Source organism: Burkholderia sp. PR2, assembly GCF_052372875.1.
GTDB classification, from domain to species: domain Bacteria; phylum Pseudomonadota; class Gammaproteobacteria; order Burkholderiales; family Burkholderiaceae; genus Burkholderia; species Burkholderia diffusa.
Genome location: NZ_JBQRWH010000004.1, coordinates 2,572,081 through 2,594,096 on the forward strand (window position 1 = coordinate 2,572,081; position 22,016 = coordinate 2,594,096).

Below are 22,016 nucleotides of genomic sequence, written 5' to 3' on the forward strand. Positions count from 1 at the left end.
ACAATCACGCGATGATTCCGCACGACCTCACCTTCGTCCTCGGCGGCGCGCGCTCGGGCAAGAGCGCGCACGCCGAGCGGCTCGCCGCCGACAGCGGCCGCCCCGTCACCTATATCGCGACCGCGGCCGCGACGGCCGCCGATGCCGAATTCGAACGGCGCATCGCGCATCACCGCGCACGCCGGCCGGCCGACTGGGGCTTCGCCGACGCGCCCGTCGACCTCGCCGGCACGCTCGCGCGGCTCGACGATCCGCGCGCGTGCCTGCTCGTCGACTGCCTGACGCTTTGGCTCACGAACCTGCTGTGCCCGCTCGACGGCGAACCGCTCGACGATGCGCAGTATGCGGCGCAGGTCGAGCGGCTCGAGCACGCGTTGTGCGGGGCGCGCGCGAAGGTGATTGTCGTCAGCAACGAAATCGGGCTCGGCGTCGTGCCGCTCGGGTCGGTCACGCGCCGCTACGTCGACGAACTCGGGCGCCTGAACCAGCGCATCGCCGCGCTCGCGACGCGCGTGACGCTGCTGGTCGCCGGGCTGCCGCTCGAACTCAAGGCCGGAGCGCCGTCATGCTGATGCTGTCGCTGCCGGTCGTCGCGATGCTCGCCGTCGCGGCCGCGATCGTCGATCGCATCGTCGGCGAACCGGCCGGCTGGCATCCGCTCGTCGCGTTCGGCCGGCTCGCCGCGCGTATCGAAGGCGCGCTGAACACGGGCCGGCGCGGCCGCATGGTCGGCGTCGCCGCATGGCTCGCGGCGGTGGTGCCGCCGGTGGCCGTCGCCGCGTGGCTCGCGGCCGTGCTGCCCTGGCCGCTCGCGGCCGCGCTGCACGTCGCGCTGCTGTGGTTCGCGCTCGGCGCGAAAAGTCTCGCCGACCATGTCGCTCCGATCGCCGCCGCGCTGCTGCGGCACGACCTCGACGCCGCGCGCGCGCTGACCGCACGCATCGTCTCGCGCGACACGAGCGAAGCCGACGAAGGCGCATTGTCGCGCGCGGCCGTCGAATCGGCGCTCGAGAACGGCAACGACGCGATCTTCGGCGCGCTCTTCTGGTTCGTCGTCGCGGGCGGCCCCGGCGCGCTGCTGTTCCGCCTCGCGAACACGCTCGACGCGATGTGGGGCTACCGCACACCGCGCTTCCTGACGTTCGGCTGGGCCGCCGCGCGCCTCGACGACGCGCTCAACTGGATTCCCGCGCGCCTCACTGCCGCGAGCTACGCGCTGCTCGGCGACACGGCCGCCGCGTGGCGCTGCTGGCGCACGCAGGCGCGCCACTGGGACAGCCCGAACGCAGGCCCCGTGATGGCTGCCGGCGCCGGCAGCCTGAACGTGCAGCTCGGCGGCCCGGCCGTCTATCATGGCGAAATCGAAGACCGTCCCGCGCTCGGCACCGGCGCGCCGGCGACGGCCGTGCACGTCGTCGCCGCGCTGTCGCTCGTCACGCGCACGCTCGCGCTGTGGCTCGCGCTGCTCGTCGCGAGCGGCGCACTCATTCTCGCTACCCATCATGTCTGACGCACGCATCCCGCACGGCGGCAACCTGCACGAAGCCGTGCGCCGCCACGGCATTCCGTACGACGCCTGGCTCGACCTGTCGACCGGCATCAATCCGGTCGGCTATCCGGTGCCGCCGGTCCCGGCCGACGCATGGCGCCGGCTGCCCGACGACGGCGATACGCTCGCCGCATGCGCGGCCGGCTATTACGGCGCACCCGATGCCGCGCACGTGCTGCCGGTCGCCGGCAGCCAGGCCGCGATCCGCGCGTTGCCCGCGCTGCTGCCCACTGGCGACGCCGGCGTCGCTGCGCTCGCGTACGGCGAATACGCACCTGCATTCGCGCGCCACGGCCATCGCGTCGTCCCGCTCGACATCGACGCGGACGTGCTGCCCGCAACGCTACGCCACGTCATCGTCGGGAATCCGAATAATCCGACCGCCGAATTCGTTCCGGCCGAGCGGTTGCTCGGCTGGCATGCTCAGCTGTCGGCACGCGGCGGCACGCTGATCGTCGACGAGGCATTCGCGGATACGGGCGCCACGCCATCGCTGGCGCAGTTCACCGATCGTCCGGGCCTCGTCGTGCTGCGCTCGGTCGGCAAGTTCTTCGGACTCGCCGGCATTCGAGCGGGCTTCGTGCTCGCCTGTCCCGAGCGGGTCGCCGCGCTGCACGACATGCTCGGCGCATGGACCGTGAGCGGCCCCGCGCGTCACGCGGTCGCCGCCGCCTTCGCCGATCGCGCATGGCAGGCCGCCGCGCGCGCGCGGCTCGCGGCCGACGGCCAGCGCCTCGCCGCGCTGCTGCGCACGCACGGCTTCGCGGTGCACGCGACGCCGCTGTTCAGCTGGACCGACGATCCGCGCGCCGCCGCGCTGCACGTGGCGCTCGCCGCACACGGGATCTGGACGCGGTACTTTGCACGACCGTCGAGCGTGCGCGTCGGCTTGCCGGGCAACGAAGCCGAATGGCGGCGCGTCGCCGACGCACTCTCGCAGTGCGTCCCGACGGTGTCACCGGCATCCGCATGAACGCCTGCCTGTTCCGCCGGTCGCCGGCCCTCGCGTCGCTGGTCGCGCTCGCGCACGCGCCCTTCGCTCACGCGGACGTGACGACCCGCGACGATGCCGGTAATACGGTCGCGCTGCCCGCGCCGGCGCAACGCGTGATCAGCCTCGCGCCGCATGCGACCGAGCTGGTCTACGCGGCCGGCGGCGGTGCGAAACTGGTCGGCACGGTCACGTACAGCGACTACCCGCCCGCCGCGCAGGCCGTGCCGCGCGTCGGCGACAACAAGGCGCTCGACCTCGAACGAATCGCCGCGCTGAAGCCGGACCTGATCGTCGTCTGGCGACACGGCAACGCCGAACGGCAAACCGACGCGCTGCGTGCACTCCACATTCCGCTGTTCTTCAGTGAACCGAAACATCTCGACGACGTCGCCACGTCGCTGCGCCGGCTCGGCACGCTGCTCGGCACGGAACCGGTCGCCGACGCAGCCGCGGCATCGTTCTCGCACGATATCGCCGCGCTGCGCGCGCGTTACGCGGCACGCCCGCCCGTCACGATGTTCTTCCAGGTTTGGGATCGCCCGTTGACGACGCTCAACGGCGCGCATCTGTTCAACGAAGTCATCACGCTGTGCGGTGGTCGCAACGTGTTCGCGGCGCTGAAGCCGCTCGCGCCGACCGTCACCGACGAGGCCGTGCTTGCGGCGAATCCGGAAGCGATCGTGACGACGAGTGCCGGCGCGACACGTTCGGACGCACCGCTGCCGAGCCTCGCGCGCTGGCGTGCGTGGCCTGCGCTGACGGCCGTGGCGCGCAACAACCTGTTCGCGATCGACGGCGATTTGCTGACCCGCCCGTCGCCGCGCATCGCGCAAGGCGCGGCCGCACTGTGCGAGGATCTCGACGCCGCACGGGCGCGGCGGCCGGCGCGCTGACTTCGGGCCTCAATGCCCTTGCGCGCGTCAGACGAGCAAGCGCTAGCCTATTCGTCCCAGTGGACGACTTCCCATGTGCGCGCAGCATCCTCCGTCCGCAACCAGACGACGCCGCCCGTCGGCACCGGTCGCGACAGCAGCGTATCGAGCGGCACGCGCAACGCATGCGACGCGAATGCGCGAATCACGCCTGCATGCGTGAGCGCCCATTGCGGCGCGTCGGTCCGCGCGACCGCGTCCGCGATCCGTGCGACGCGCGCGGCGAACCGTGCGACGCTTTCGCCGCCATGCGCGCACGCATGCATCAGGTCGGCCGCCCATGCATCGAGCGCCGCGCGGTCGATATCGTCCCAGCGCCGCAGCTCCCACGCGCCGAAGTCCATTTCCTGCCAGCCGGCATCGCGCCGCAGCGGCACGTCGAACGTCTGTGCGAGCCGCTCGGCGACCGACGTGCACCGTGTCAGCGGGCTCGTCCAGACCTGCTCGGGCAACGGCGCCCCGAGCGCCGCCAGACGCTCGCGCACGGCCCGCGCCCCCGCCTCGGCCGATGCGGCGAGCGGCACGTCGCTGCGTCCGTAGCAAACGCCCGGTTCGACATCGACGGCCGGATGGCGAATCAGTACGAGATCCATCCGAGCACCACGAGATAAATCGCCAGCTCGCTCAACTGCTGCGCGAAGCCGAGGCAGTCGCCCGTATAACCGCCGATCCGCTTCACGAAATAGCGGGCCGCCCATGCGCGCACGAGCACGAGCGAGACGAGAGCCGCGAGACCCGCGCGCCAGTCCGGCCAGAACAGCCACGGCAGCCCGAATGCGGCCGCGATCCAGGCCGCGCGCGCGCCCATGCGTTGCGCGACCGGTTTCGCCTTGCCTTCCGGCCGGACATAGTCGAGCGACATCAGCAGGCTCACGGCCCCCGCGCGGCTCGCCGCATGCGCGGCGATCATCGTCCACGCGGCGCGCAGCGGCGGCATGGCCGCGAGCGCCTGCCATTTCAGGCCGAGCGCGATCACGAGCGCGACCGCGCCGAACGTGCCGATGCGCGAATCGTGCATGATGCGCAGCACGTCGTCTCGCGCGTAGCCACCGCCGAACGCATCGCAGCTGTCGGCCAGGCCATCCTCGTGGAACGCGCCGGTCGCGAGCAGCGTCGCGGCCATCGACAGGCCGACCGCGATCGACGCGGGCAACACGCGCAGTGTTGCGAGATAAACGAGCGCGCCCCACGCGCCGACGCACGCGCCGACCAGCGGAAAGTAACGTGCGGCCTGATCGAGATCGCCGGCTGCGTAGCCGATCGCGCGCGGCACCGGCACGCGCGTGAAATAGCCGAGCGCGACGAAGAAATAGCGCAGTTCGGCGCGTACACCGCTCGCGCGCTCAGGCGTCACGATTGTCTACGCCCGCGGATTCGAAGCTCGCCATCTCGGTGAGGAACGCGACCGCCGCGCGCACCAGCGGCAGCGCGAGCGCGGCGCCCGTGCCTTCGCCGAGGCGCAGGTCGAGCGCGAGCAGCGGCTTCGCGCCGAAATGCTCGAGCATGCGCCGGTGCCCGGCCTCGTGCGACGCGTGCGAGAACACGCAGTAGTCGCGCACGCCGGGCGCGATGCGCTCGGCGACCAGCAGCGCGGCCGTCGCGATGAAGCCGTCGACGAGGATCGTCATCCGCTCGCTCGCGGCCGCGAGATACGCGCCCGTCATCATCGCGATCTCGAAACCGCCGAACGTCGCGAGCACATCGAGCGGCGCGATCGCATGCGAATGCCGGACGAGCGCGCGGCCGAGCACCGCACGCTTGTGCGCGAGCCCCTGGTCGTCGAGGCCCGTGCCGCGCCCGACGCACGCGTCGATCGGCACGTCGAGCAGACGGCTCATCAGGCATGCGGCCGACGACGTGTTCGCGATCCCCATTTCGCCGAAGCCGATCACGTTCGTGCCTAGCGAGGCGTGCAGGCGCACGCGCGCCGCGCCGGCGGCGAGCGCCGTCTTCGCTTCGTCGGGCGTCATCGCCGGTTCAACCGCGAAGTTGCGCGTGCCGCGCGCGACGGGCAGCGACACGAGCCGGTCGGACACCGGCAGCGGCGACGCGACGCCCGCATCGACGATCTCGAGCACGCTCTGCGCGACGCCCGAGAACGCATTGATCGCCGCGCCGCCGGCCAGGAAGTTCGCGACCATCTGCGCGGTGACCGCCTGCGGATACGGGCTCACGCCCTCGGCCGCGATCCCGTGGTCGCCGGCGAACACGATCGTCACCGGACGCTGTACATGCGGCTTCTCGGTGCACTGGATCAGGCCGATCTGCAGCGCGAGAGCCTCGAGCTGGCCGAGGCTGCCGGGCGGCTTGGTCTTGTGATCGATCACATGCTGCAGGCGCTTTCGCAGCGTGTCGTCGAGCGGCGCGATCGCGGGCGGGAAGTCGGTCGGATTCGTCATCGGAAGGTTGCCTTGTTGGCGCGGCCGGTGCCGCGCATCGAAAGAATGAAGTTCATCGTCGCTCGGGCCACGCAGGCAGCAGCGCGTCGCGGCCGTTCTCGCGGATCAGCACGAGCGGGTAGCCGAACGCGTCGCTCGCGCGCGCCGGCGTCAGGACATCGTGCACGGGGCCCGCCCACGCATGGCCGCGGCCGTCGAGCAACAGCGCGTGCGTCGCGAAACGCCGCGCGAGATTCAGGTCGTGGCATGAGAACAGTACCGTGCGCGGGCCCCCTTCGAGCCATGCGCTCAGCGCGGTCAGGCCGTCGATCTGGTGATGCAGGTCAAGATGGGCGAGCGGTTCGTCGAGCAGCATCAGCGGCGCGTCCTGGCACAGCGTCGCGGCCAGCGCGACGCGCTGCCGCTCGCCGCCCGACAGCGACAGCACGTCGCGCGACGCGAGTGCGGTCAGCCCGAACGTCGCGAGCGCGTCGCGCGCGGCCGCGCGGTCGCCGTCGCGCTCCCATCCCCAGCCGCCGAGATACGGGAAGCGGTTGAGCAGCACCGTGTCGAATACCGTCGCGCTGAACGCATCGTGCAATTGCTGCGGCATCAGTGCGCGGCGCCGTGCGAGCTGTTCGGGCGGCCATGCGGCGAGCGGCCGGCCGTCGATCTCGACGTGGCCGCCGGCCGGTCGCTGCAGGCCCGCGAGCGTCGCGAGCAGCGTCGTCTTGCCCGCGCCGTTCGGCCCCGCGACGCACCAGATCTCGCCGGAACGGAACGCCTGCGTGAAGCCGTCGAGCAGCGTCCGTTCGCCGGCCTTCAGCGTGAGATCGATCGCTGCGTAGGTCATGTCGCCGGCAGTGTGCGGTGCGGCGTGCGTCATCGCATCGGTCTCCTCAGCAACATCCACAGGAACACCGGCACGCCGATCAACGCGGTCATCACGCCGACCGGCAATTGCGCGGGTGCGATCGCCGTGCGCGCGAGCAGGTCGGCGGCCATCACGCCGCCGCCGCCCGCGAGCATCGCGGCGGGCAGCAGCATGCGCTGGTCGTTTCCGAATGCGAGCCGCAACGCATGCGGCACGACGAGGCCGACGAAGCCGATCGTGCCGGCCGTCGTCACCGCGGCCGCGGCGGCCAGCGACGCGACGAGGTAGATCCGCACGCGAACTCGCGCGACCGGCACACCGAGCGCGAGTGCGGTCGCGTCGCCGCGCAGCAGCACGTTGAGCTGCGGCGCGGCCGGCAGCGCGACGCATGCGGCCACCAGCAGCGCGCCCCATGCGAACCACGGCGCCGTCACGCCGTTCAGGTCGCCCGTCAGCCAGAAGATGATGCCGCGCAGCCGCGCATCGGGCGCGAGCGACAGCAGCAGCGTGACGAGCGCGCCCCACCCGGCCGCGATCACGACACCCGTGAGCAGCAGCCGCGGCGACGCATCGCGCGAGTCGCCGCGCCACAGCTCGCGGCGAGCAAGCCCGAGCACGAGCGCGACGGAAACGAGGGCGCCGGCGAACGCGGACGCATCGACGAGCCACCACGCGCCGCCCGCGATCATCGTGACGAGCGCGAAGCCGGCCGCGCCGCCGGACACGCCGAGCACATACGGCTCCGCGAGCGGATTGCGCAGCAGCACCTGCAGCAGCGCACCGGCCAGCGCAAGCAGCGCGCCGCACGCGAACCCCGCGAGCGCACGCGGCAGCCGGAGCGTGCGCACGATGTCGGCGAACAGTGCGTCGCCGCCGTGCGGCACGAGCGACGCGAGCGCCTGCCACGGTGACATCGGCACGCTGCCGATCGACAGCGATGCGACGAACAGCAACGCGACCACGGCCGCGAGCGCTAGCCAGATCGCGGCGGCACGCGCGGCGCTCATGCGCCGCACGGCATCGCGCACGACGCGCGATGCTTCCGCCGACCATCGTTGCCGGCCGGGCGCGGCACCAGCGTCGCGCTCCGGTGTGTTGCAGACTTACGCAAGCTCGTCATCCTCGTCGAACAGGTTGTTGATGCGTGCACGGACGAATAGCGACCCGGTGATGTCATCGCGCGCGCGGCTCGGATGCCATGCCCATGTACGGCAAAGCGAGTGACGTACGGCCGGCGGCGCACTAGCGCGCGCACGACGATCGGTACCCCGATTCCCGCGTTTGGCCGATCGCGTCCCGCAAGCGTTCGGCCGGCCGAACGTCGGTCGCACCGGCGTGACACGGCCACGATCCATCGAGCCGCACCTGCGTGCGGCCGACATTCTGCGCAATATAGTGGAAGCCGCCGCATCGGGTCGATCGGCGTCGCGATTGCGTCGTAGCCATCAGGCATGTTCGGCGCGGCGACCGCGACTTCCGGCGGCGACGGCGCGGCGGCGCGCGGCGCGACAGGTGCCGGCATCGCAACGGCCTGCGTCGTCGCCGATCCGGGCGAACCAGCCGCCGCCGCAGTGTGCGCGACGGCGAGATGCGGCGCGCCGCGGCGTGCGCCGGAGGCCGTGCGGACGATTGGGGTCAGCATCGAAGACAAGTCCCGTGAAGCACTGCGCGCCCCGCGTCCCCGCAGGCCGCGCGTCATGAAGCCGTACAGGCTCCCCGCCTCGGCCGGTATCCGGGCTGGCGGCGTACCGGCTCGCCTTCCCGCGCGTATCACGCGCAGTGGCCCGCGCCCGCGTGCGACCTGCACGCGAAACGCGCCCGAGCCGGCCTGCGTCGTCCGACGCGGCCGCTTACCGTTGCGGGGGCAGCGCAGGTTGGCGATCTCCATGCGGAGCACGCGCCCTGCTTCCCGTTTAACCGCGCGACACGCGCGCGAGCACCGAGGCGGCGCCAGTTTAGGAGCGGGTCGCGCAAGCGTCAAGAAAGCGGCCGGACGTATGCCGGAAGCACGCCGCGAACACGCCGGAGCCGCGTATTCGCGGCAAGAAGCCGGGGTGTTACGACTGGAAACGTTACAGATGTCGGAATGCGCGTTATTCCGCGCTAAAATGCTGGGTCTTTAGAGGACGCAGCAAATGCTCAACGAACTCGAAACCTTATCTCAAAATATTGGCCGTCTGATCTCGCTGAACAAGCGCTATCACGCGGAACGGCTCGCGCTCGAGGAGCAAGTCGCGCAAATGCGCGCGGAAGCGGACACGGTCCGCGCGGAACTCGCGCAACTGCGCGACGAACGCAATGCGCTCGCGGCCGAGCGCGACACGCTGTCGGCAAAGATCGACGACGCTCAGGTCAAACTGAACGCGATTCTCGAAAAGCTGCCGCGCACGAAGAACGCAGAGCAAGCCGACAACCAGCTCGACCTGCTCGATGCGCAGGCGCGCACGGATGGCGACGACGCGGCCAGCCACGGAGAACATGCATGAGCACCAAGCAGATCGAAGTCTCGATTCTCGGTCAGCCCTATCGGCTCGCCTGTTCGGCCGAGACCGAAGCGGCGTTGCTCGAGGCCGTCGCACGCGTCGACGCTGAAATGTCGAAGATCCGCGCGAACAGTTCGGTGCGCGGCACCGACCGTATCGCGGTGATGGCGGCACTGTCGCTCGCATCCGAATTGCTGCGACTGCAAACGAGCGTGCGTCACGGTGAAGCATTTCCGGCGGAAGAAATCCGTCGTACAATGCACCAGATGAACGAACAGCTCGGCGCGGTGCTCGCACAGCACGAGACGCAGTAACGTTTGATCGATGCGTCGATTCCCCTTGATCTCGGCGATCAACGGTGGTCAAATTGGCGCAACGAAACACAGTTCAGTCAGCTTCCCTGCCTGGTTCGCCAAGGTCATATATTCCTTGAACCAATGCCATGTGCACGGTTGCGGAAATTTGTAGCACGGGCGCGCGCGTCACTCTGTCTGATGTACCCGAAGTGCTGCTAACTGCGACCAATTCTGAACCCCAGGTTCAGGATGCCGGCCTAGCGGCCAAGGCGGGGGCCTATCCAACGGCATCGGGGATCCCCGATGCCGTTTCCTTTTGTAGCAGCCCTTTCTGCGTCGATTACGATCCATGCAATACTGGCTGATGAAGTCCGAACCGGACGAAGCAAGCATCGACGATCTCGCGCACGCACCGCAGCACTCGCTGCCATGGACCGGCGTGCGCAACTATCAGGCGCGCAATTTCATGCGCGACACGATGAAGATCGGCGACGGCGTGCTGTTCTATCACTCGAGCTGCCCTGAGCCGGGCATCGCGGGCCTCGCCGAAGTCTCGTCGACGCCCTACCCCGACCCCACCCAGTTCGATCCGAAAAGCCCGTATTACGATCCGAAGTCGACGCAGGAAGCACCGCGCTGGCTGCTCGTCGACGTGCGCTTCGTGAAGAAGTCGCCGCTCGTGCCGCTCGCCGCATTGCGCGAGCATGACGAACTCGCCGACATGCGCGTGCTCGCACGCGGCAATCGGCTGTCGATCACGCCCGTCACGCGCGCCGAGTGGCGCTTCATCACCGAAAGGCTGATGAAGTAGGCGCACGCAGTCGCGGCACGCGCAACAGACAAACAGCAAAGGTCAAATCCCGTCAAGACGCGCCGCCGCCACGGAACTCGCGACGCGTTCGTGCGGCCTAAGCAACCGCTGTCGCCTGATCGGGGCGACAGCCGTTTTTTCGTCGCGCGGTACGCCCGCGTCGCGCACGCGTGATCCGCATGCGCGCCCTCGCACAAGGAGTCCAACAATGACCAAGAAATCCGCACTCGCGCTGTCGCTCGCCCTCGCCGCCGCCGTGCCCGTCGCGCTGACGCTCGCGTCACCGGCCGCGCACGCGCAGACCGCGAACCCGCACTTTCCGGAACCGGCGGGCGTACTGTCGCTGTCGTCGCAGGCCAGCGCCGACGTGCCGCAGGACATCATCCACATCACGCTGTTCTACGAACAGCAGGCGAAGGACCCGGGCAGCCTGACGTCCGCGCTCAACCAGCGGGCCGACGCGGCGCTCGCGCAGGCGAAGGGCGTATCGGGCGTCACCGCGCACACCGGTGCGTTCTCCGTGTATCCGAGCACCGATCGCGACGGCAAGATCTCCGCATGGCGCGGCCGTACCGAAGTCGTGCTCGAATCGCGCGATTTCGCGGCGGCGTCCAAGCTCGCGGGCCAGCTGGCGAACCAGATGCAGGTCGCGAACGTCGAGTTCTCGCTGTCGCCCGAAGCACAGCGCACGGCCGAGCAGAAGCTCACGACCGAAGCGATCAAGTCGTTCCGCGCGCGCGCGGACGAAGCCGCGAAGGCGTTCGGCTACAACAGCTACTCGATCCGCGACGTGAACGTCGGCGGCAGCCGCAACGTGCAGCCGTACCCGCGCATGCTGGCGATGGCCGCGGCACCGACGGACAGCGCGAAGATGAGCGCGCCGATCTCGGTCGAAGGCGGCAAGGCGACCGTGTCGGTCACGGTCAATGGCTCGGTGCAGATGAAGTAACGCACGTCGCGCAACGCGCGGCAGATGCGAAAACGCCGGCCTTCGGGCCGGCGTTTTTCGTTCGAGAGTCTGCGATCGATGCGCACGCCGATCGTGCGCATCCGCATCGCATCACGCATCACGCCGCCACGCTCGCCGCGCGGCGACGGTATGCCCACACCAGCAGCGCGATGCCCGCGAGAATCATCGGCAGCGACAGCCACTGCCCCATCGACAGGCCGAGGGCAAGCAGGCCGAGGAAGTCGTCCGGTTCACGCGCGAATTCAACCGTGAAGCGCGCGAGCCCGTAGCCGATCAGGAACAGCGCGGATATCGCGCCCATCGGCCGCGGCTTGCGCGAGAAGAAGAAGAGCACGAAGAACAGCGCAATGCCTTCGAGTGCGATTTCGTAGAGCTGCGAAGGATGGCGCGGCAACATCTGGTACTGCATGAACACGTCGGCGAGATGCCACTTCTCGACGAGCGCCGGATGCCTCGGCAGCCACGCCGCGTCGTCACGCATCGCACCCGGGAACAGCATCGCCCACGGCGCGCTCGGATCGGTCACGCGGCCCCACAGCTCGCCGTTGATGAAGTTGCCGAGCCGCCCGGCCGCGAGCCCCGTCGGCACCATCGGCGCGACGAAATCGGTGACCTGCAGCCAGTGACGCTTGCGCTGCCACGCGAACAGGGCCATCGCGAGCGTCACGCCGAGGAAGCCGCCGTGGAAGGACATTCCGCCTTCCCACACCTTGAACACGTCGAGCGGATGCGAGAAGTAGAAGTCGGCCTTGTAGAACAGCACGTAGCCGAGCCGGCCACCGAGCACGGTGCCGAGCACACCGTAGAACATCATGTCGTCGATGTCCTTGGCGGTCCAGCCCTGCGCGGCGACGTACGGCAGCTTCAGGCGGATCCGGCCGACGACGATCGCCGCGATGAAGCCGACGAGATACATGAGGCCGTACCAGCGCACGGCCAGCGGCCCGAGATGGATCGCTACGGGGTCGAAATTCGGGTGAATGATCATGGGTTAGCGATGAAGTTTTCGAATGCGGTACGGCGCTCGCACAGGCGCCGCACCGCGCATTGGACGGCGCTGGCGCGCCATCGTTCGCATCATGCGGCAAGACCGTGCGCGCGCACGACGTCGATGAAGCCGGCGAGCACCGGGCTGACATCGCCCGTGCGCCACACGAGGCCAGTCTCGACGACCGGTGCGTCGCCGGCGAGCGGCCGATAGACCACGCCGGTGCGCCGCAGGTTACGCAACGACTGCGGCACCAGTGCGACGCCCATGCCGGCCGACACGAGGCTGACGATCGTCTGCATCTGGATTGCCTCCTGGCCGATGCGCGGGGTTTCCCCCGCCGCGCCGTAGCAGCCCGTAATGATGTCATAAAAGCCGGGCGCCAAACGACGCGGGAAGATGACGAGCGGCAGCGCGGACAGCTCGGCCAGATGCACGGGTTCGTCTTCGGGCACGCCGGGGGCCGCGGCCGCCGGCATCGCGACCACCAGCGGCTCGCGCACGACCGGCAGGTACGACAGCCCGGCCGCGTGGCGCGGCGGCACCGGCGGAATCACGAGCCCCGCGTCGATGCGGCCGGCGACGAGTTCGTCGATCTGCACGTCGCTCGTCGCTTCAGCGAGCTGCAGCCGCACGTGCGGATAGCGTGCGCCGAACGCGCGCAGCAGCGACGGCAGCAGCCCGTAATCGGCGGTCGACACGAACGCGAGCGACAGCGAACCGGCTTCGCCGCGCGCGAGACGCCGCGCGAGCGGCGGCAGCGCGTCAGCCGACGCGAGCAGCCGGCGGACGTCGGGCAGCAGCGCCGCGCCGACCGCCGTCAGCGCGACCGAGCGCTTGGTACGCGCGAACAGCGCGACGCCGAGCGCCTCCTCCAGCGCCCGGATCGCCTGCGACAGCGGCGGCTGCGTCATCGACAGGCGCTCGGCCGCGCGGCCGAAATGGCGCTCGTCGGCAACGGTCACGAAATAGCGCCACTGGCGCAGATCGGGCGTCGGGTCGGCCATGTCTCACTCATTCGCAAAACGACTTAATAATCGACAAATAATATATTGGACATTCCAAACCGGAAACTCCATTCTTGATTGATCCGAACCGGCGCGCCGTTCGCGGGAGTCGCCAATACAACGATGGAGTCCCCCATGCCGTACAACCGTCGCTCGAAGCACATCACGCAAGGCGTGGCCCGTTCGCCGAATCGCTCGATGTATTACGCCCTCGGCTACCAGAAGGACGATTTCGACAAGCCGATGATCGGCATCGCGAACGGCCACTCGACGATCACGCCGTGCAACTCGGGCCTGCAGCGGCTGTCGGACGCGGCCGTCGCGGCCGTGAAGGCGGCCGATGCGAACCCGCAGATCTTCGGCACGCCGACGATCTCGGACGGCATGTCGATGGGAACCGAGGGCATGAAGTATTCGCTCGTGTCGCGCGAAGTGATCGCCGACTGCATCGAGACCTGCGTGCAGGGCCAGTGGATGGACGGCGTGGTGGTGGTCGGCGGCTGCGACAAGAACATGCCGGGCGGGATGATCGCGCTCGCGCGCCTGAACGTGCCGGGCATCTACGTGTACGGCGGCACGATCCGGCCCGGCCACTGGAAGGGCCGCGACCTGACGATCGTGTCGTCGTTCGAGGCGGTCGGCGAGTTCACCGCGGGCCGGATGTCGCAGGAAGATTTCGAGGGTGTCGAGCAGAACGCGTGTCCGACGTCGGGGTCGTGTGGCGGGATGTACACCGCGAACACGATGAGTTCGTCGTTCGAGGCGCTCGGCATGTCGCTGATGTACTCGTCGACGATGGCGAACCCCGATCAGGAGAAGGTCGACTCGGCCGCCGAATCGGCACGCGTGCTGGTCGAGGCCGTGAAGCGCGACCTGAAGCCGCGCGACATCATCACGAAGGCGTCGATCGAGAACGCGGTGTCGCTGATCATGGCGACCGGCGGCTCGACCAACGCGGTGCTGCACTATCTGGCGATCGCGCACGCGGCCGAGATCGACTGGACGATCGACGACTTCGAGCGCATCCGCAAGCGCGTGCCGGTGATCTGCGACCTGAAGCCGTCGGGCCAGTACGTGGCGACCGACCTGCACCAGGCCGGCGGCATCCCGCAGGTGCTGCGGATCCTGCTCGATGCGGGGTTGCTGCACGGCGACTGCATGACGATCACCGGCCGCACGATCGCCGAGGAGCTGAAGGACGTGCCGGGCGTACCGCGCGCGGACCAGAAGGTGATCTTCCCGATCGACCGCGCGCTATACAAGGAAGGGCATCTCGCGATCCTGAAGGGCAACCTCGCGCAAGACGGTGCGGTCGCGAAGATCACCGGCCTGAAGAACCCGGTGATCACGGGCCCGGCGCGCGTGTTCGACGACGAGCAAAGCGCGATGGACGCGATCCTCGGCGACCGGATCCGCGCAGGCGACGTGCTGGTGCTGCGCTATCTCGGTCCACAGGGCGGCCCCGGCATGCCGGAAATGCTCGCGCCGACGTCGGCGATCATCGGCAAGGGGCTCGGCGAATCGGTCGGCTTCATCACCGACGGCCGCTTCTCGGGCGGCACCTGGGGGATGGTGGTCGGGCACGTCGCGCCCGAGGCCTTCGTCGGCGGCACGATCGCGCTCGTGCAGGAAGGCGACTCGATCACGATCGATGCGCACCGGCTCGTGCTGCAGCTGAACGTCGACGACGCCGAGCTCGCGCGCCGGCGCGCCGCGTGGAAGCAGCCGGCACCGCGCTACACGCGCGGCGTGCTCGCCAAGTACGCAGCCCTCGCCCGCCCGGCGAACAAGGGTGCCGTCACCGGTTGATGCGGCACGCAGGTCATGCGACCCCATTGCAGACGGCCGCCGGGGAAACGCGCAAAACGCGCATTCCCTTTGCTTTTATAATGCGCGGACCGTGAAGCCGGCCGTTCCCGCCGGCGGAGAACCGCATGAAACAGACGATATCGCGCGCGCTGCTCGTGGCGCTGCTGACCGGCGGCGCGGCGGCGGCACACGCCGACCAGGCCAGCGACGGACTCGTGCTCGCGCAGCGCAAGAACTGCATGGCCTGCCATGCGGTCGGCAAGCCGCTGATGGGCCCGTCGTTCCACGACATCGCCGGCAAGTACGCGGCACGTGCCGACGCCGTCGATTACCTCGCGCAATCAATCGTGAAGGGCAGCGTCGGGGTGTGGGGCGGCGTGCCGATGCCCGCCAATACGCAGCTGACGAGCGTCGAGGCGCACACGCTCGCGCAGTGGGTGCTATCGCTCCACTGAGTTGGATGACCGGGCGCGTGCACGCGCGCCGCGCCTGGCGCCCGGCACGATTCCATGCCTCTCGTTGCAACCGGATCGGCGATCGTCAGCAACGGCGATCGGAGCCGCGCCCGCGGCGCCAGCGCACGACACTCGCCGTGCGCTCAGCCTGAACGACCCGTCCGGCGGCGAGCGATCTCTTCGTCGACCGCGTCGCGAACCCATTCCATCACTTCGGTTTCGAGCGCCAGCGCCACTTCGCGCGTGATCTGGCCGACCAGCCAGGCCGTATGGTCGTGCAGCGCGTCGCGGCAGCGTGCCTCGATGGCCTCGCGCCCTTCCCCGGTCAGATAATTCGTCAGCCGATTGCGCAGACGCTCGGCGATATGTTGCGCGTCCTCCGGCGTCAGCGCGGCGGCCGCACGCGACTCCGGAAGCGCTGCGCGAGCAGGATGATCGGTGGCCAGCCCGTCGGCAGCCGGTGCGCCCGCGTGGGACGGTATCGCTTCACCGGGCTCGCGCGGCGTCGCGGCAACGCCGGCCTGCTGCCCCTCGTCAGCGGCCAGCGCGGAGCGCAACGGCGCCTGCGCCGCAGCCGATTCCTCGGCGACGACGTGTCCGGCGGCACCGGGTTGCGCCGGCGCATCGCTGTCGCCCGGCAGTTCGACGGTCGGGACGTCCGGCGTCGGCACCCGCTCGACCACCACGAATTCGGGGTCGGTTCCCGTGCGCTCCGGCGTGGCGGCATCGTCGCGCGGCGGCACATCGGTCGCGGACGAACGCGCCGGCACCGGCTTGCCCGGCACCAGCACGTCGGTCAGCGTCGGGATCGAAGAGGATTCGGCTTGTGTCACGGGGACGCTCCGTCGACGGTTTCGGCTAGCTGCCTTGCTTGTAGTTGTTCAGCGCGTATCCGCGATCACGGTAGAAGCGGTAGCGGTCGCGGCCCGCGGCCAGTTCGTCCGGCGCATTGCCGACCACCTCGAGCAGGCGTTCGAAGCGCGCGAACTGCGCGGGCACGGCCGCGCCGAGGTTCAGCAGCACGTGGTGATGCGGCGCCTGGTCGAGATCAGCGGTCAGCACGATCGGCGTGCCGGCCGCATGCGCGCTGTCGACGCCGCAGTGCGGAATGAAATCGAGCGGCGAGAACGTCCAGAGCTGCTCGTCGAGCGCGCGCAGGCGCGCGGGTTCCGCGAGCACGACGACCGGCTGCCCGGCCTGGTAGGCCTTGCGCAGCAGCCGGCACGCGTACGCGAGCGAATCGCCGACGTTCGAATGGAAATCGATTCGCGTCATTGCCCGCGCACCCGCATCGTCGTGAAACCTGCCATCACTGGCCGGCGCGGTCGATCAGGAACTGCGCGAGCAGCGGCACCGGACGGCCGGTCGCGCCCTTCGCCGCGCCGCCCTTCCACGCTGTGCCGGCGATGTCCAGGTGCGCCCAAGGATAGCTGTCGGTGAAGCGCGACAGGAAGCACGCCGCCGTCACGGCGCCGGCCGGACGCCCGCCGATGTTCGCGATGTCCGCGAAATTCGACTTCAGCTGATCCTGGTATTCGTCGTCGAGCGGCATGCGCCAAGCCGGATCGTTCGCTTCGCGCGAAGCGTCGAGCAGCTCGCCCGCGAGTGCATCGTCCTTCGAGAACAGGCCGCTGTTGTGCCCGCCGAGCGCGATCACGCAAGCGCCCGTCAGCGTCGCCACGTCGATCACCGCCGCGGGCTTGAAGCGTTCCGCATAAGTGAGCGCGTCGCACAGGATCAGGCGGCCCTCGGCGTCGGTGTTGAGCACCTCGATCGTCAGCCCCTTCATGCTGGTGACGATGTCGCCCGGCTTCGTCGCGTTGCCGCCCGGCATGTTCTCGCAGGTCGGCACGATCGCGACGACGTTGATCTTCAGGCCCATTTCGGCGACCGCACGCATCGTGCCGAGCACCGAGCCCGCGCCGCACATGTCGTACTTCATCTCGTCCATGCCCTCGCCCGGCTTCAGCGAGATGCCGCCCGTGTCGAACGTGATGCCCTTGCCGACCAGCACGACCGGCGCGGCCTTCGCGGCGGCGCCCTGGTAATGCAGCACGATGAACTGCGGCGGCTCGACCGACGCGCGCGCGACCGACAGGAACGAGCCCATCTTGAGCGCCTGGATCTGCTTCAGGCCGAGCACCTCGACCTTCAGACCCCAATCCTTCGCGATCTTCTTCGCGGTATTGCCGAGATAGGTCGGCGTGCACACGTTGCCGGGCAGGTTGCCGAGGTCACGCGTGAGGTCCATCCCGTTCGCCAGCGCGACGGCCTGCTTGGCCGCCAGCTTCGCGGCCTTTTCATCGGCCGGATTGACGCTGAACACGACGCGCTTGAGCGCATGCGACGCCGGTTCCGGCTTGCTCTTCATCTGCGTGAAGCGGTAGGTCTCGTTGCGCAGCGCGAGAATCGCCGCACGCACGCCCCAGTCGGAGCCGCGCTCGTCGACCGGCAGTTGCGCGAGCGTGAACGTGACCTGCACGACCTTGGTGGCCAGCAGCGCGCGCCATGCGGCCGTCGCAGCGTCGTTGTAGGCTTTCTGATTGAAAGCATCCTGCTTGCCGAGGCCGACGAGCAGCACGCGCGACGCACCGATGCCCGATACCTCGTGCAGGAACAGCGTCTTGCCGCGCTTGCCGTCCATGTCGCCGGCCTTCACCACGCGCGAGATCAGCCCCTTGGTGGCCGTGTCGATGTCGAGCGCCGCGCCCGAGAGAGTCTGCGCCTCGAAGATGCCGAGCACGATGCAGTCGGACTTCCCGGTCAGGAACCCCTTGGCCTCGCCTTTGCTCCAATCACAGCCTTTTATGCTAAAGTCCATCGCGCTTGTCCTCGGATAAAATCTGGGCTAAGGATGAAAGCCGCAATTATCCGCTATTTTTCCCGTGGCGGCGCGAGCGCTCCACCACGCGTGCGCAGCCTCCCGCCCTCTTCTCATCAAGAATGATCTTCGAACGCTCCCTCCAGCGCGAGCTTGCGTATACGGCTGGCGCCGTGTTCATGGTGCTGCTCACGATCATGCTCACGACGATGATGATCCGCATCGTCGGCTATGCCGCGTCCGGCGAAATCGATCCGCGCGACGTGCTCGTGCTGATCGGCCTGACCGTGATCGGCTATCTCGCCGTGATGCTCGTCGTCACGCTGTTCGTGTCGATCCTGTTCGTGCTGACCCGGTGGTACCGGGACTCCGAAATGGTCGTCTGGCTCGCGTCGGGCGTGAGCCTGACGCGCCTGATCAAGCCGATCGGCGTGTTCGCCACGCCGATCATCCTGCTGATCGCGTTCTTCGCGTTCGTCGGCTGGCCGTGGTCGAACCAGCAGAGCAAGATGATCAAGGCGCGCTTCCAGCAGCGCGACGAGATCTCGCTGCTCGCGCCGGGCCAGTTCCGCGAATCGGCGTCGAACCATCGCGTGTTCTTCATCGAGAAGATGTCGCCGGACCAGAGCAAGGTGCAGAACGTGTTCGTCACGTCGACCGAGAACGGCAAGGTCAACGTCGTGGTATCGCACACCGGCCACACGGAAACCAAGGACGGCGATCGCTTCGTCGTACTGGAGGACGGCCGCCGCTACGACGGCACGCCCGGCCAGCCGAACTTCAAGATCATGGAGTTCCAGCGCTACGGCGTGAAGATCACGAACACGCCGGTCACCAACGTACCGACCACCAACAGCACGCCGACGCCCGACCTGCTGCGCAACCCGACGCGCGACAACCTCGCGGAATTCGCGTGGCGCGCGGGGCTGCCGCTGATCGCGATCAACCTGATGGTGCTCGGCATTCCGCTGTCGTACCAGAACCCGCGCCGCAGCCGCACGATCAACCTCGTGATGGCCGTGCTGATCTACCTGACGTACTCGAACCTGCTGAACGTCGTGCAGTCGCAGATCGAGCAGGGCAAGATGTCGTTCGGCGTCGGCCTCGTCGGCCTGCACCTGGTCGTCGCGGCGATCGTCGCGTTCATCTTCTGGTTGCGCGTGCGCAATCGTCCGCTGTTTACACGCGCGCTGTTCGGCCGCTCGGGAGCATGATCGATGCGGCTCTATGAAAAATACTTCGCGCGGCAGATCTACGTCACGTTCGTCTTCATCCTGTTCGCGTTCTCGGGCCTGTTCTTCTTCTTCGACCTGATCAGCGAACTGAACTCGGTCGGGCACGGCAACTACAAGTTCGGCTACGCGGTGCTGCGCGTCGCGCTGCAGACCCCGTCGCGCTTCTACGAGATCATCCCGGTCGCCGCGCTGATCAGCGCGATCTACGTGTTCGCGCAAATGGCGGCGAACTCGGAATTCACGATCTTTCGCGTGTCGGGCCTCGCGACCAACCAGGCGCTGCGCTCGCTGCTGAAGATCGGCATTCCGCTCGTGATCATCACCTACCTGATCGGCGAATTCGTCGGCCCGTACGCCGACCAGCTGTCCGAACGCGTGCGGCTGCAGGCGCTCGGCGCGTCGGTGTCGTCGAACTTCCAGTCGGGCGTGTGGGTGAAGGACACGCTCGCGGCCCGCGAGAACGGCGAGCAGGTCACGCGCTTCGTCAACGTCGGCAGCCTGTCGCCCGATTCGACGATCAGCAACGTGCGCATCTACGAATTCGACTCGAAATTCCAGCTGCAGAACGTTCGCATCGCGCAGACCGGCCGCTACGAGCCGCCCGGCCACTGGCTGCTCAAGGGCGTGACGGAAACCGAACTGACGCCGATCAAGCCGATCAGCGGCGAACCGGCCGACGCGCTGAACCCCGTATACCGGTCGCAGCAGGTGATGCTGCCCGAATACCGGCTGCGCTCGGACCTGACGCCGCAGATCCTGTCGGTGCTGCTCGTGTCGCCGGAACGGATGTCGCTCATCAACCTGTTCCGCTACATCCAGCACTTGCGCGAAAACCAGCAGGACACGCAGCGCTACGACATCGCACTGTGGCGCAAGCTGCTCTACCCGTTCGCGGTGTTCGTGATGCTCGTGCTGTCGCTGCCGTTCGCGTACCTGCATACGCGTGCCGGCGTGGTCGGCGTGAAGGTGTTCGGCGGCATCATGCTCGGCATGAGCTTCCAGCTGCTCAACACGCTGTTCTCGCACATCGGCACGCTGAACACGTGGCCCGCGCCGCTGACCGCGGCGACACCGGGCCTCATCTATCTCGCGCTCGGCCTGTTCGCGCTCAAGTGGGTCGACCGGCACTGAGCGCCGTCACGACGGAGGCTTCGACATGAGTTCGCACGGTATCGTCCTGTTCGGCCACGGCGCACGCGATCCGCGCTGGGCCGAGCCGTTCGAGCGGCTCGCCGCACGGCTGCGCGCGGCCGGCTCCCCCGCCCCGCACGTGTCGCTCGCGTTTCTCGAGCTGATGACGCCGTCGCTCGATACGGCCGTTGCCGCGCAGGTCGCGGCCGGCTGCACGCGCATCACCGTGGTGCCCGTGTTCTTCGGCCAGGGCGGCCATGTGCGCCGCGACCTGCCGCAGCTCGTCGACGCGTGCCGTGCCGCGCATCCGGGCATCGAGATCCATTGCGCGACGGCCGTCGGGGAAGACGACGGCGTGCTCGATGCGATCGCACGCTACTGCATCGACCAGCTCGGCCGCGACGCATAAGCGAATCGTTGGCCCAAACAAAAAAGCGCTGGCCTCCGAAGCCAGCGCTTTTTTTTGCCTGCAAACCACGCGTTCGACTCAAGCGGCGTCCTGCAGCGCATCGCCCTCTTTCACGCGCCGCACGCGTTCGGCGAACGCATCGCCGATCATCAGCAGGCTCGGTTCCGCAGGGTCGAGCCACGCCTGCGCGTCGCCCGCCGCCATCTGCGCAAGCGTGAGCGTCAGCGTGCGCTCGCGCACGGTGCTGCAGGCCTCGACGATCGCCACCGGCGTCGCGGGCGCACGGCCCGCGTCGATCAGTTCGCGGGCGATGCCCGGCGCGCTGTCGCGGCCCATGTAGTAGACGATCGAATCGGCGCGCGCGGCCTCGCGAATCTCGTCGCTGCCCGGTGCGCGGCTGTGCGTCGCGAACGCGACGCTGCGCGACACGCCGCGCAACGTCAGCGAGCGCTTCAGCGTCGCCGCGCCGGCCAGCGCCGCGGTGATGCCCGGCACGACCTCGTAATCGATGCCGGCCGCCTCGAGCGCGCGCATTTCCTCTTCGGCGCGACCGAACAGCATCGGATCGCCGCCCTTCAGGCGGACGACGCACGCATGCTCGCGCGCCGCGTCGACGATCTGCTTGTTGATGAAGTGCTGCGCGGTCGAACGCTGCCCGCAGCGCTTGCCGACCGCGATTTTCCGCGCGTTCGGCGCATGGTCGAGCATCGCCGGCTCGACGAGCGCGTCGTGCAGCACGACGTCGGCTTGCTCGAGCAGCCGCGCGCCGCGCACCGTGATGAGGTCCGCAGCGCCCGGCCCTGCTCCGATCAGATACACCTTGCCCATGTTTGTCGCTTCGCTTGTCCTGCTCGTGGACGGCAACCGGCGCGCG

At 68.8% G+C, this 22,016-nt stretch carries 24 protein-coding genes, 1 other RNA gene and 1 riboswitch; of the genes, 14 read left to right on the plus strand and 11 right to left on the minus strand.

Annotated elements, in window-relative coordinates:
* The first annotated feature begins 11 nt into the window (after positions 1-11).
* The 4 genes from cobU to ACT2FV_RS29095 are packed head-to-tail and all read left to right on the plus strand — an operon-like array spanning position 12 to position 3,436.
* Entirely contained in the window at positions 12-572 is a 561-nt protein-coding gene (gene cobU / locus ACT2FV_RS29080) for a bifunctional adenosylcobinamide kinase/adenosylcobinamide-phosphate guanylyltransferase (RefSeq protein WP_059604003.1), read from the plus strand.
* On the plus strand, positions 566-1,510 hold the full coding sequence (cbiB, locus tag ACT2FV_RS29085) for an adenosylcobinamide-phosphate synthase CbiB (protein WP_124621612.1): 945 nt from the start codon (positions 566-568) through the stop codon (positions 1,508-1,510). Before cobU ends, cbiB begins: the two co-directional genes overlap by 7 nt.
* Positions 1,503-2,522 (plus strand): threonine-phosphate decarboxylase CobD, encoded by a 1,020-nt coding sequence (cobD, locus tag ACT2FV_RS29090; protein ID WP_174920127.1) that lies wholly within the window; start codon positions 1,503-1,505, stop codon positions 2,520-2,522. Before cbiB ends, cobD begins: the two co-directional genes overlap by 8 nt.
* Complete coding sequence (locus tag ACT2FV_RS29095) at positions 2,519-3,436, plus strand: cobalamin-binding protein (RefSeq protein ID WP_151052466.1); 918 nt, start codon at positions 2,519-2,521, stop codon at positions 3,434-3,436. Before cobD ends, ACT2FV_RS29095 begins: the two co-directional genes overlap by 4 nt.
* Positions 3,437-3,483: 47 nt before the next feature.
* Here ACT2FV_RS29095 and cobC read toward each other — a convergent pair whose 3' ends face one another.
* The 5 genes from cobC to ACT2FV_RS29120 are packed head-to-tail and all read right to left on the minus strand — an operon-like array spanning position 3,484 to position 7,734.
* On the minus strand, positions 3,484-4,068 hold the full coding sequence (gene cobC, locus ACT2FV_RS29100; protein ID WP_059603785.1) for an alpha-ribazole phosphatase: 585 nt from the start codon (positions 4,066-4,068) through the stop codon (positions 3,484-3,486).
* Positions 4,053-4,829 (minus strand): adenosylcobinamide-GDP ribazoletransferase, encoded by a 777-nt coding sequence (locus ACT2FV_RS29105; protein ID WP_059603788.1) that lies wholly within the window; start codon positions 4,827-4,829, stop codon positions 4,053-4,055. The genes cobC and ACT2FV_RS29105 overlap by 16 nt, the downstream gene beginning before the upstream one ends.
* The gene (gene cobT, locus ACT2FV_RS29110; protein WP_124621605.1) at positions 4,819-5,874 is read right to left on the minus strand and encodes a nicotinate-nucleotide--dimethylbenzimidazole phosphoribosyltransferase; all 1,056 of its coding nucleotides are present in this window, start codon (positions 5,872-5,874) and stop codon (positions 4,819-4,821) included. The genes ACT2FV_RS29105 and cobT overlap by 11 nt, the downstream gene beginning before the upstream one ends.
* Positions 5,875-5,926: 52 nt before the next feature.
* Entirely contained in the window at positions 5,927-6,739 is an 813-nt protein-coding gene (locus ACT2FV_RS29115) for an ABC transporter ATP-binding protein (protein ID WP_174920125.1), read from the minus strand.
* Positions 6,736-7,734, minus strand: coding sequence for a FecCD family ABC transporter permease (locus ACT2FV_RS29120; RefSeq protein ID WP_124621602.1), 999 nt, complete (start codon positions 7,732-7,734; stop codon positions 6,736-6,738). The genes ACT2FV_RS29115 and ACT2FV_RS29120 overlap by 4 nt, the downstream gene beginning before the upstream one ends.
* Before the next feature lie 699 nt (positions 7,735-8,433).
* Positions 8,434-8,686: riboswitch (cobalamin riboswitch) on the minus strand.
* 176 nt (positions 8,687-8,862) lie between these two features.
* On the opposite strand from ACT2FV_RS29120, the gene ACT2FV_RS29125 reads away from it, so the two are divergent.
* From ACT2FV_RS29125 to ACT2FV_RS29145, 5 genes are all read left to right on the plus strand, one after another.
* Positions 8,863-9,213 carry a hypothetical protein gene (locus tag ACT2FV_RS29125; RefSeq protein WP_059603797.1) on the plus strand — a complete coding sequence of 117 codons (351 nt, stop codon included), beginning with the start codon at positions 8,863-8,865 and terminating at the stop codon, positions 9,211-9,213.
* On the plus strand, positions 9,210-9,524 hold the full coding sequence (locus tag ACT2FV_RS29130) for a cell division protein ZapA (RefSeq protein ID WP_011885730.1): 315 nt from the start codon (positions 9,210-9,212) through the stop codon (positions 9,522-9,524). Before ACT2FV_RS29125 ends, ACT2FV_RS29130 begins: the two co-directional genes overlap by 4 nt.
* A gap of 80 nt (positions 9,525-9,604) precedes the next feature.
* A non-coding RNA gene (gene ssrS, locus ACT2FV_RS29135) (6S RNA) lies at positions 9,605-9,786 on the plus strand.
* 69 nt (positions 9,787-9,855) lie between these two features.
* Positions 9,856-10,317 carry an EVE domain-containing protein gene (locus tag ACT2FV_RS29140; protein WP_059603800.1) on the plus strand — a complete coding sequence of 154 codons (462 nt, stop codon included), beginning with the start codon at positions 9,856-9,858 and terminating at the stop codon, positions 10,315-10,317.
* Positions 10,318-10,525: 208 nt separating this feature from the next.
* A complete protein-coding gene (locus ACT2FV_RS29145; RefSeq protein WP_444505249.1) occupies positions 10,526-11,266 on the plus strand; it encodes an SIMPL domain-containing protein in 741 nt (246 codons plus the stop codon).
* Between the two features lie 118 nt (positions 11,267-11,384).
* Here the strand turns inward: ACT2FV_RS29145 and lgt are convergent, their stop codons facing one another.
* On the minus strand, positions 11,385-12,275 hold the full coding sequence (lgt, locus tag ACT2FV_RS29150; protein ID WP_059603806.1) for a prolipoprotein diacylglyceryl transferase: 891 nt from the start codon (positions 12,273-12,275) through the stop codon (positions 11,385-11,387).
* 89 nt (positions 12,276-12,364) lie between these two features.
* The gene (locus ACT2FV_RS29155; RefSeq protein WP_124901037.1) at positions 12,365-13,282 is read right to left on the minus strand and encodes a LysR family transcriptional regulator; all 918 of its coding nucleotides are present in this window, start codon (positions 13,280-13,282) and stop codon (positions 12,365-12,367) included.
* A gap of 135 nt (positions 13,283-13,417) precedes the next feature.
* Here ACT2FV_RS29155 and ilvD point away from each other — a divergent pair, with 135 nt between their 5' ends.
* Together ilvD and ACT2FV_RS29165 are read left to right on the plus strand one after the other, a co-directional pair.
* On the plus strand, positions 13,418-15,091 hold the full coding sequence (gene ilvD / locus ACT2FV_RS29160; RefSeq protein ID WP_059603812.1) for a dihydroxy-acid dehydratase: 1,674 nt from the start codon (positions 13,418-13,420) through the stop codon (positions 15,089-15,091).
* 125 nt (positions 15,092-15,216) lie between these two features.
* Positions 15,217-15,546 carry a c-type cytochrome gene (locus ACT2FV_RS29165; RefSeq protein WP_059603815.1) on the plus strand — a complete coding sequence of 110 codons (330 nt, stop codon included), beginning with the start codon at positions 15,217-15,219 and terminating at the stop codon, positions 15,544-15,546.
* Between the two features lie 143 nt (positions 15,547-15,689).
* Here ACT2FV_RS29165 and ACT2FV_RS29170 read toward each other — a convergent pair whose 3' ends face one another.
* From ACT2FV_RS29170 to ACT2FV_RS29180, 3 genes are read right to left on the minus strand one after another with little or no spacing between them, the layout of a single operon-like run.
* Positions 15,690-16,379, minus strand: coding sequence for a DUF2486 family protein (locus tag ACT2FV_RS29170; RefSeq protein WP_444505250.1), 690 nt, complete (start codon positions 16,377-16,379; stop codon positions 15,690-15,692).
* A gap of 25 nt (positions 16,380-16,404) precedes the next feature.
* The gene (locus tag ACT2FV_RS29175) at positions 16,405-16,821 is read right to left on the minus strand and encodes a DNA polymerase III subunit chi (RefSeq protein WP_059603821.1); all 417 of its coding nucleotides are present in this window, start codon (positions 16,819-16,821) and stop codon (positions 16,405-16,407) included.
* A 34-nt stretch (positions 16,822-16,855) separates the two neighbouring features.
* Positions 16,856-18,367 carry a leucyl aminopeptidase gene (locus ACT2FV_RS29180; RefSeq protein WP_151048971.1) on the minus strand — a complete coding sequence of 504 codons (1,512 nt, stop codon included), beginning with the start codon at positions 18,365-18,367 and terminating at the stop codon, positions 16,856-16,858.
* A 122-nt stretch (positions 18,368-18,489) separates the two neighbouring features.
* On the opposite strand from ACT2FV_RS29180, the gene lptF reads away from it, so the two are divergent.
* The 3 genes from lptF to ACT2FV_RS29195 are packed head-to-tail and all read left to right on the plus strand — an operon-like array spanning position 18,490 to position 21,142.
* Positions 18,490-19,581 carry an LPS export ABC transporter permease LptF gene (gene lptF, locus ACT2FV_RS29185; RefSeq protein ID WP_151048972.1) on the plus strand — a complete coding sequence of 364 codons (1,092 nt, stop codon included), beginning with the start codon at positions 18,490-18,492 and terminating at the stop codon, positions 19,579-19,581.
* Positions 19,582-19,584: 3 nt separating this feature from the next.
* Positions 19,585-20,733 carry an LPS export ABC transporter permease LptG gene (lptG, locus tag ACT2FV_RS29190; protein ID WP_059603833.1) on the plus strand — a complete coding sequence of 383 codons (1,149 nt, stop codon included), beginning with the start codon at positions 19,585-19,587 and terminating at the stop codon, positions 20,731-20,733.
* 25 nt (positions 20,734-20,758) lie between these two features.
* Entirely contained in the window at positions 20,759-21,142 is a 384-nt protein-coding gene (locus ACT2FV_RS29195) for a sirohydrochlorin chelatase (RefSeq protein WP_059603835.1), read from the plus strand.
* A gap of 78 nt (positions 21,143-21,220) precedes the next feature.
* Here ACT2FV_RS29195 and cobA read toward each other — a convergent pair whose 3' ends face one another.
* Positions 21,221-21,970 (minus strand): uroporphyrinogen-III C-methyltransferase, encoded by a 750-nt coding sequence (gene cobA, locus ACT2FV_RS29200; protein ID WP_059603840.1) that lies wholly within the window; start codon positions 21,968-21,970, stop codon positions 21,221-21,223.
* Positions 21,971-22,016: the final 46 nt, after the last annotated feature.

What these genes read in the sequence shown, in the direction of transcription:
- ACT2FV_RS29180 (WP_151048971.1), bottom strand. Translation starts at nt 18,367, where the DNA reads ATGGACTTTAGCATAAAAGGCTGTGATTGGAGCAAAGGCGAGGCCAAG.
- cobC (WP_059603785.1), bottom strand. Translation starts at nt 4,068, where the DNA reads ATGGATCTCGTACTGATTCGCCATCCGGCCGTCGATGTCGAACCGGGC.
- ACT2FV_RS29195 (WP_059603835.1), top strand. Translation starts at nt 20,759, where the DNA reads ATGAGTTCGCACGGTATCGTCCTGTTCGGCCACGGCGCACGCGATCCG.
- cbiB (WP_124621612.1), top strand. Translation starts at nt 566, where the DNA reads ATGCTGATGCTGTCGCTGCCGGTCGTCGCGATGCTCGCCGTCGCGGCC.
- ACT2FV_RS29140 (WP_059603800.1), top strand. Translation starts at nt 9,856, where the DNA reads ATGCAATACTGGCTGATGAAGTCCGAACCGGACGAAGCAAGCATCGAC.
- cobD (WP_174920127.1), top strand. Translation starts at nt 1,503, where the DNA reads ATGTCTGACGCACGCATCCCGCACGGCGGCAACCTGCACGAAGCCGTG.
- cobA (WP_059603840.1), bottom strand. Translation starts at nt 21,970, where the DNA reads ATGGGCAAGGTGTATCTGATCGGAGCAGGGCCGGGCGCTGCGGACCTC.
- ACT2FV_RS29125 (WP_059603797.1), top strand. Translation starts at nt 8,863, where the DNA reads ATGCTCAACGAACTCGAAACCTTATCTCAAAATATTGGCCGTCTGATC.
- ACT2FV_RS29155 (WP_124901037.1), bottom strand. Translation starts at nt 13,282, where the DNA reads ATGGCCGACCCGACGCCCGATCTGCGCCAGTGGCGCTATTTCGTGACC.
- ACT2FV_RS29165 (WP_059603815.1), top strand. Translation starts at nt 15,217, where the DNA reads ATGAAACAGACGATATCGCGCGCGCTGCTCGTGGCGCTGCTGACCGGC.
- ACT2FV_RS29145 (WP_444505249.1), top strand. Translation starts at nt 10,526, where the DNA reads ATGACCAAGAAATCCGCACTCGCGCTGTCGCTCGCCCTCGCCGCCGCC.
- cobT (WP_124621605.1), bottom strand. Translation starts at nt 5,874, where the DNA reads ATGACGAATCCGACCGACTTCCCGCCCGCGATCGCGCCGCTCGACGAC.
- lgt (WP_059603806.1), bottom strand. Translation starts at nt 12,275, where the DNA reads ATGATCATTCACCCGAATTTCGACCCCGTAGCGATCCATCTCGGGCCG.
- lptG (WP_059603833.1), top strand. Translation starts at nt 19,585, where the DNA reads ATGCGGCTCTATGAAAAATACTTCGCGCGGCAGATCTACGTCACGTTC.
- ACT2FV_RS29115 (WP_174920125.1), bottom strand. Translation starts at nt 6,739, where the DNA reads ATGACGCACGCCGCACCGCACACTGCCGGCGACATGACCTACGCAGCG.
- cobU (WP_059604003.1), top strand. Translation starts at nt 12, where the DNA reads ATGATTCCGCACGACCTCACCTTCGTCCTCGGCGGCGCGCGCTCGGGC.
- lptF (WP_151048972.1), top strand. Translation starts at nt 18,490, where the DNA reads ATGATCTTCGAACGCTCCCTCCAGCGCGAGCTTGCGTATACGGCTGGC.
- ACT2FV_RS29120 (WP_124621602.1), bottom strand. Translation starts at nt 7,734, where the DNA reads ATGAGCGCCGCGCGTGCCGCCGCGATCTGGCTAGCGCTCGCGGCCGTG.
- ACT2FV_RS29095 (WP_151052466.1), top strand. Translation starts at nt 2,519, where the DNA reads ATGAACGCCTGCCTGTTCCGCCGGTCGCCGGCCCTCGCGTCGCTGGTC.
- ilvD (WP_059603812.1), top strand. Translation starts at nt 13,418, where the DNA reads ATGCCGTACAACCGTCGCTCGAAGCACATCACGCAAGGCGTGGCCCGT.
- ACT2FV_RS29175 (WP_059603821.1), bottom strand. Translation starts at nt 16,821, where the DNA reads ATGACGCGAATCGATTTCCATTCGAACGTCGGCGATTCGCTCGCGTAC.
- ACT2FV_RS29130 (WP_011885730.1), top strand. Translation starts at nt 9,210, where the DNA reads ATGAGCACCAAGCAGATCGAAGTCTCGATTCTCGGTCAGCCCTATCGG.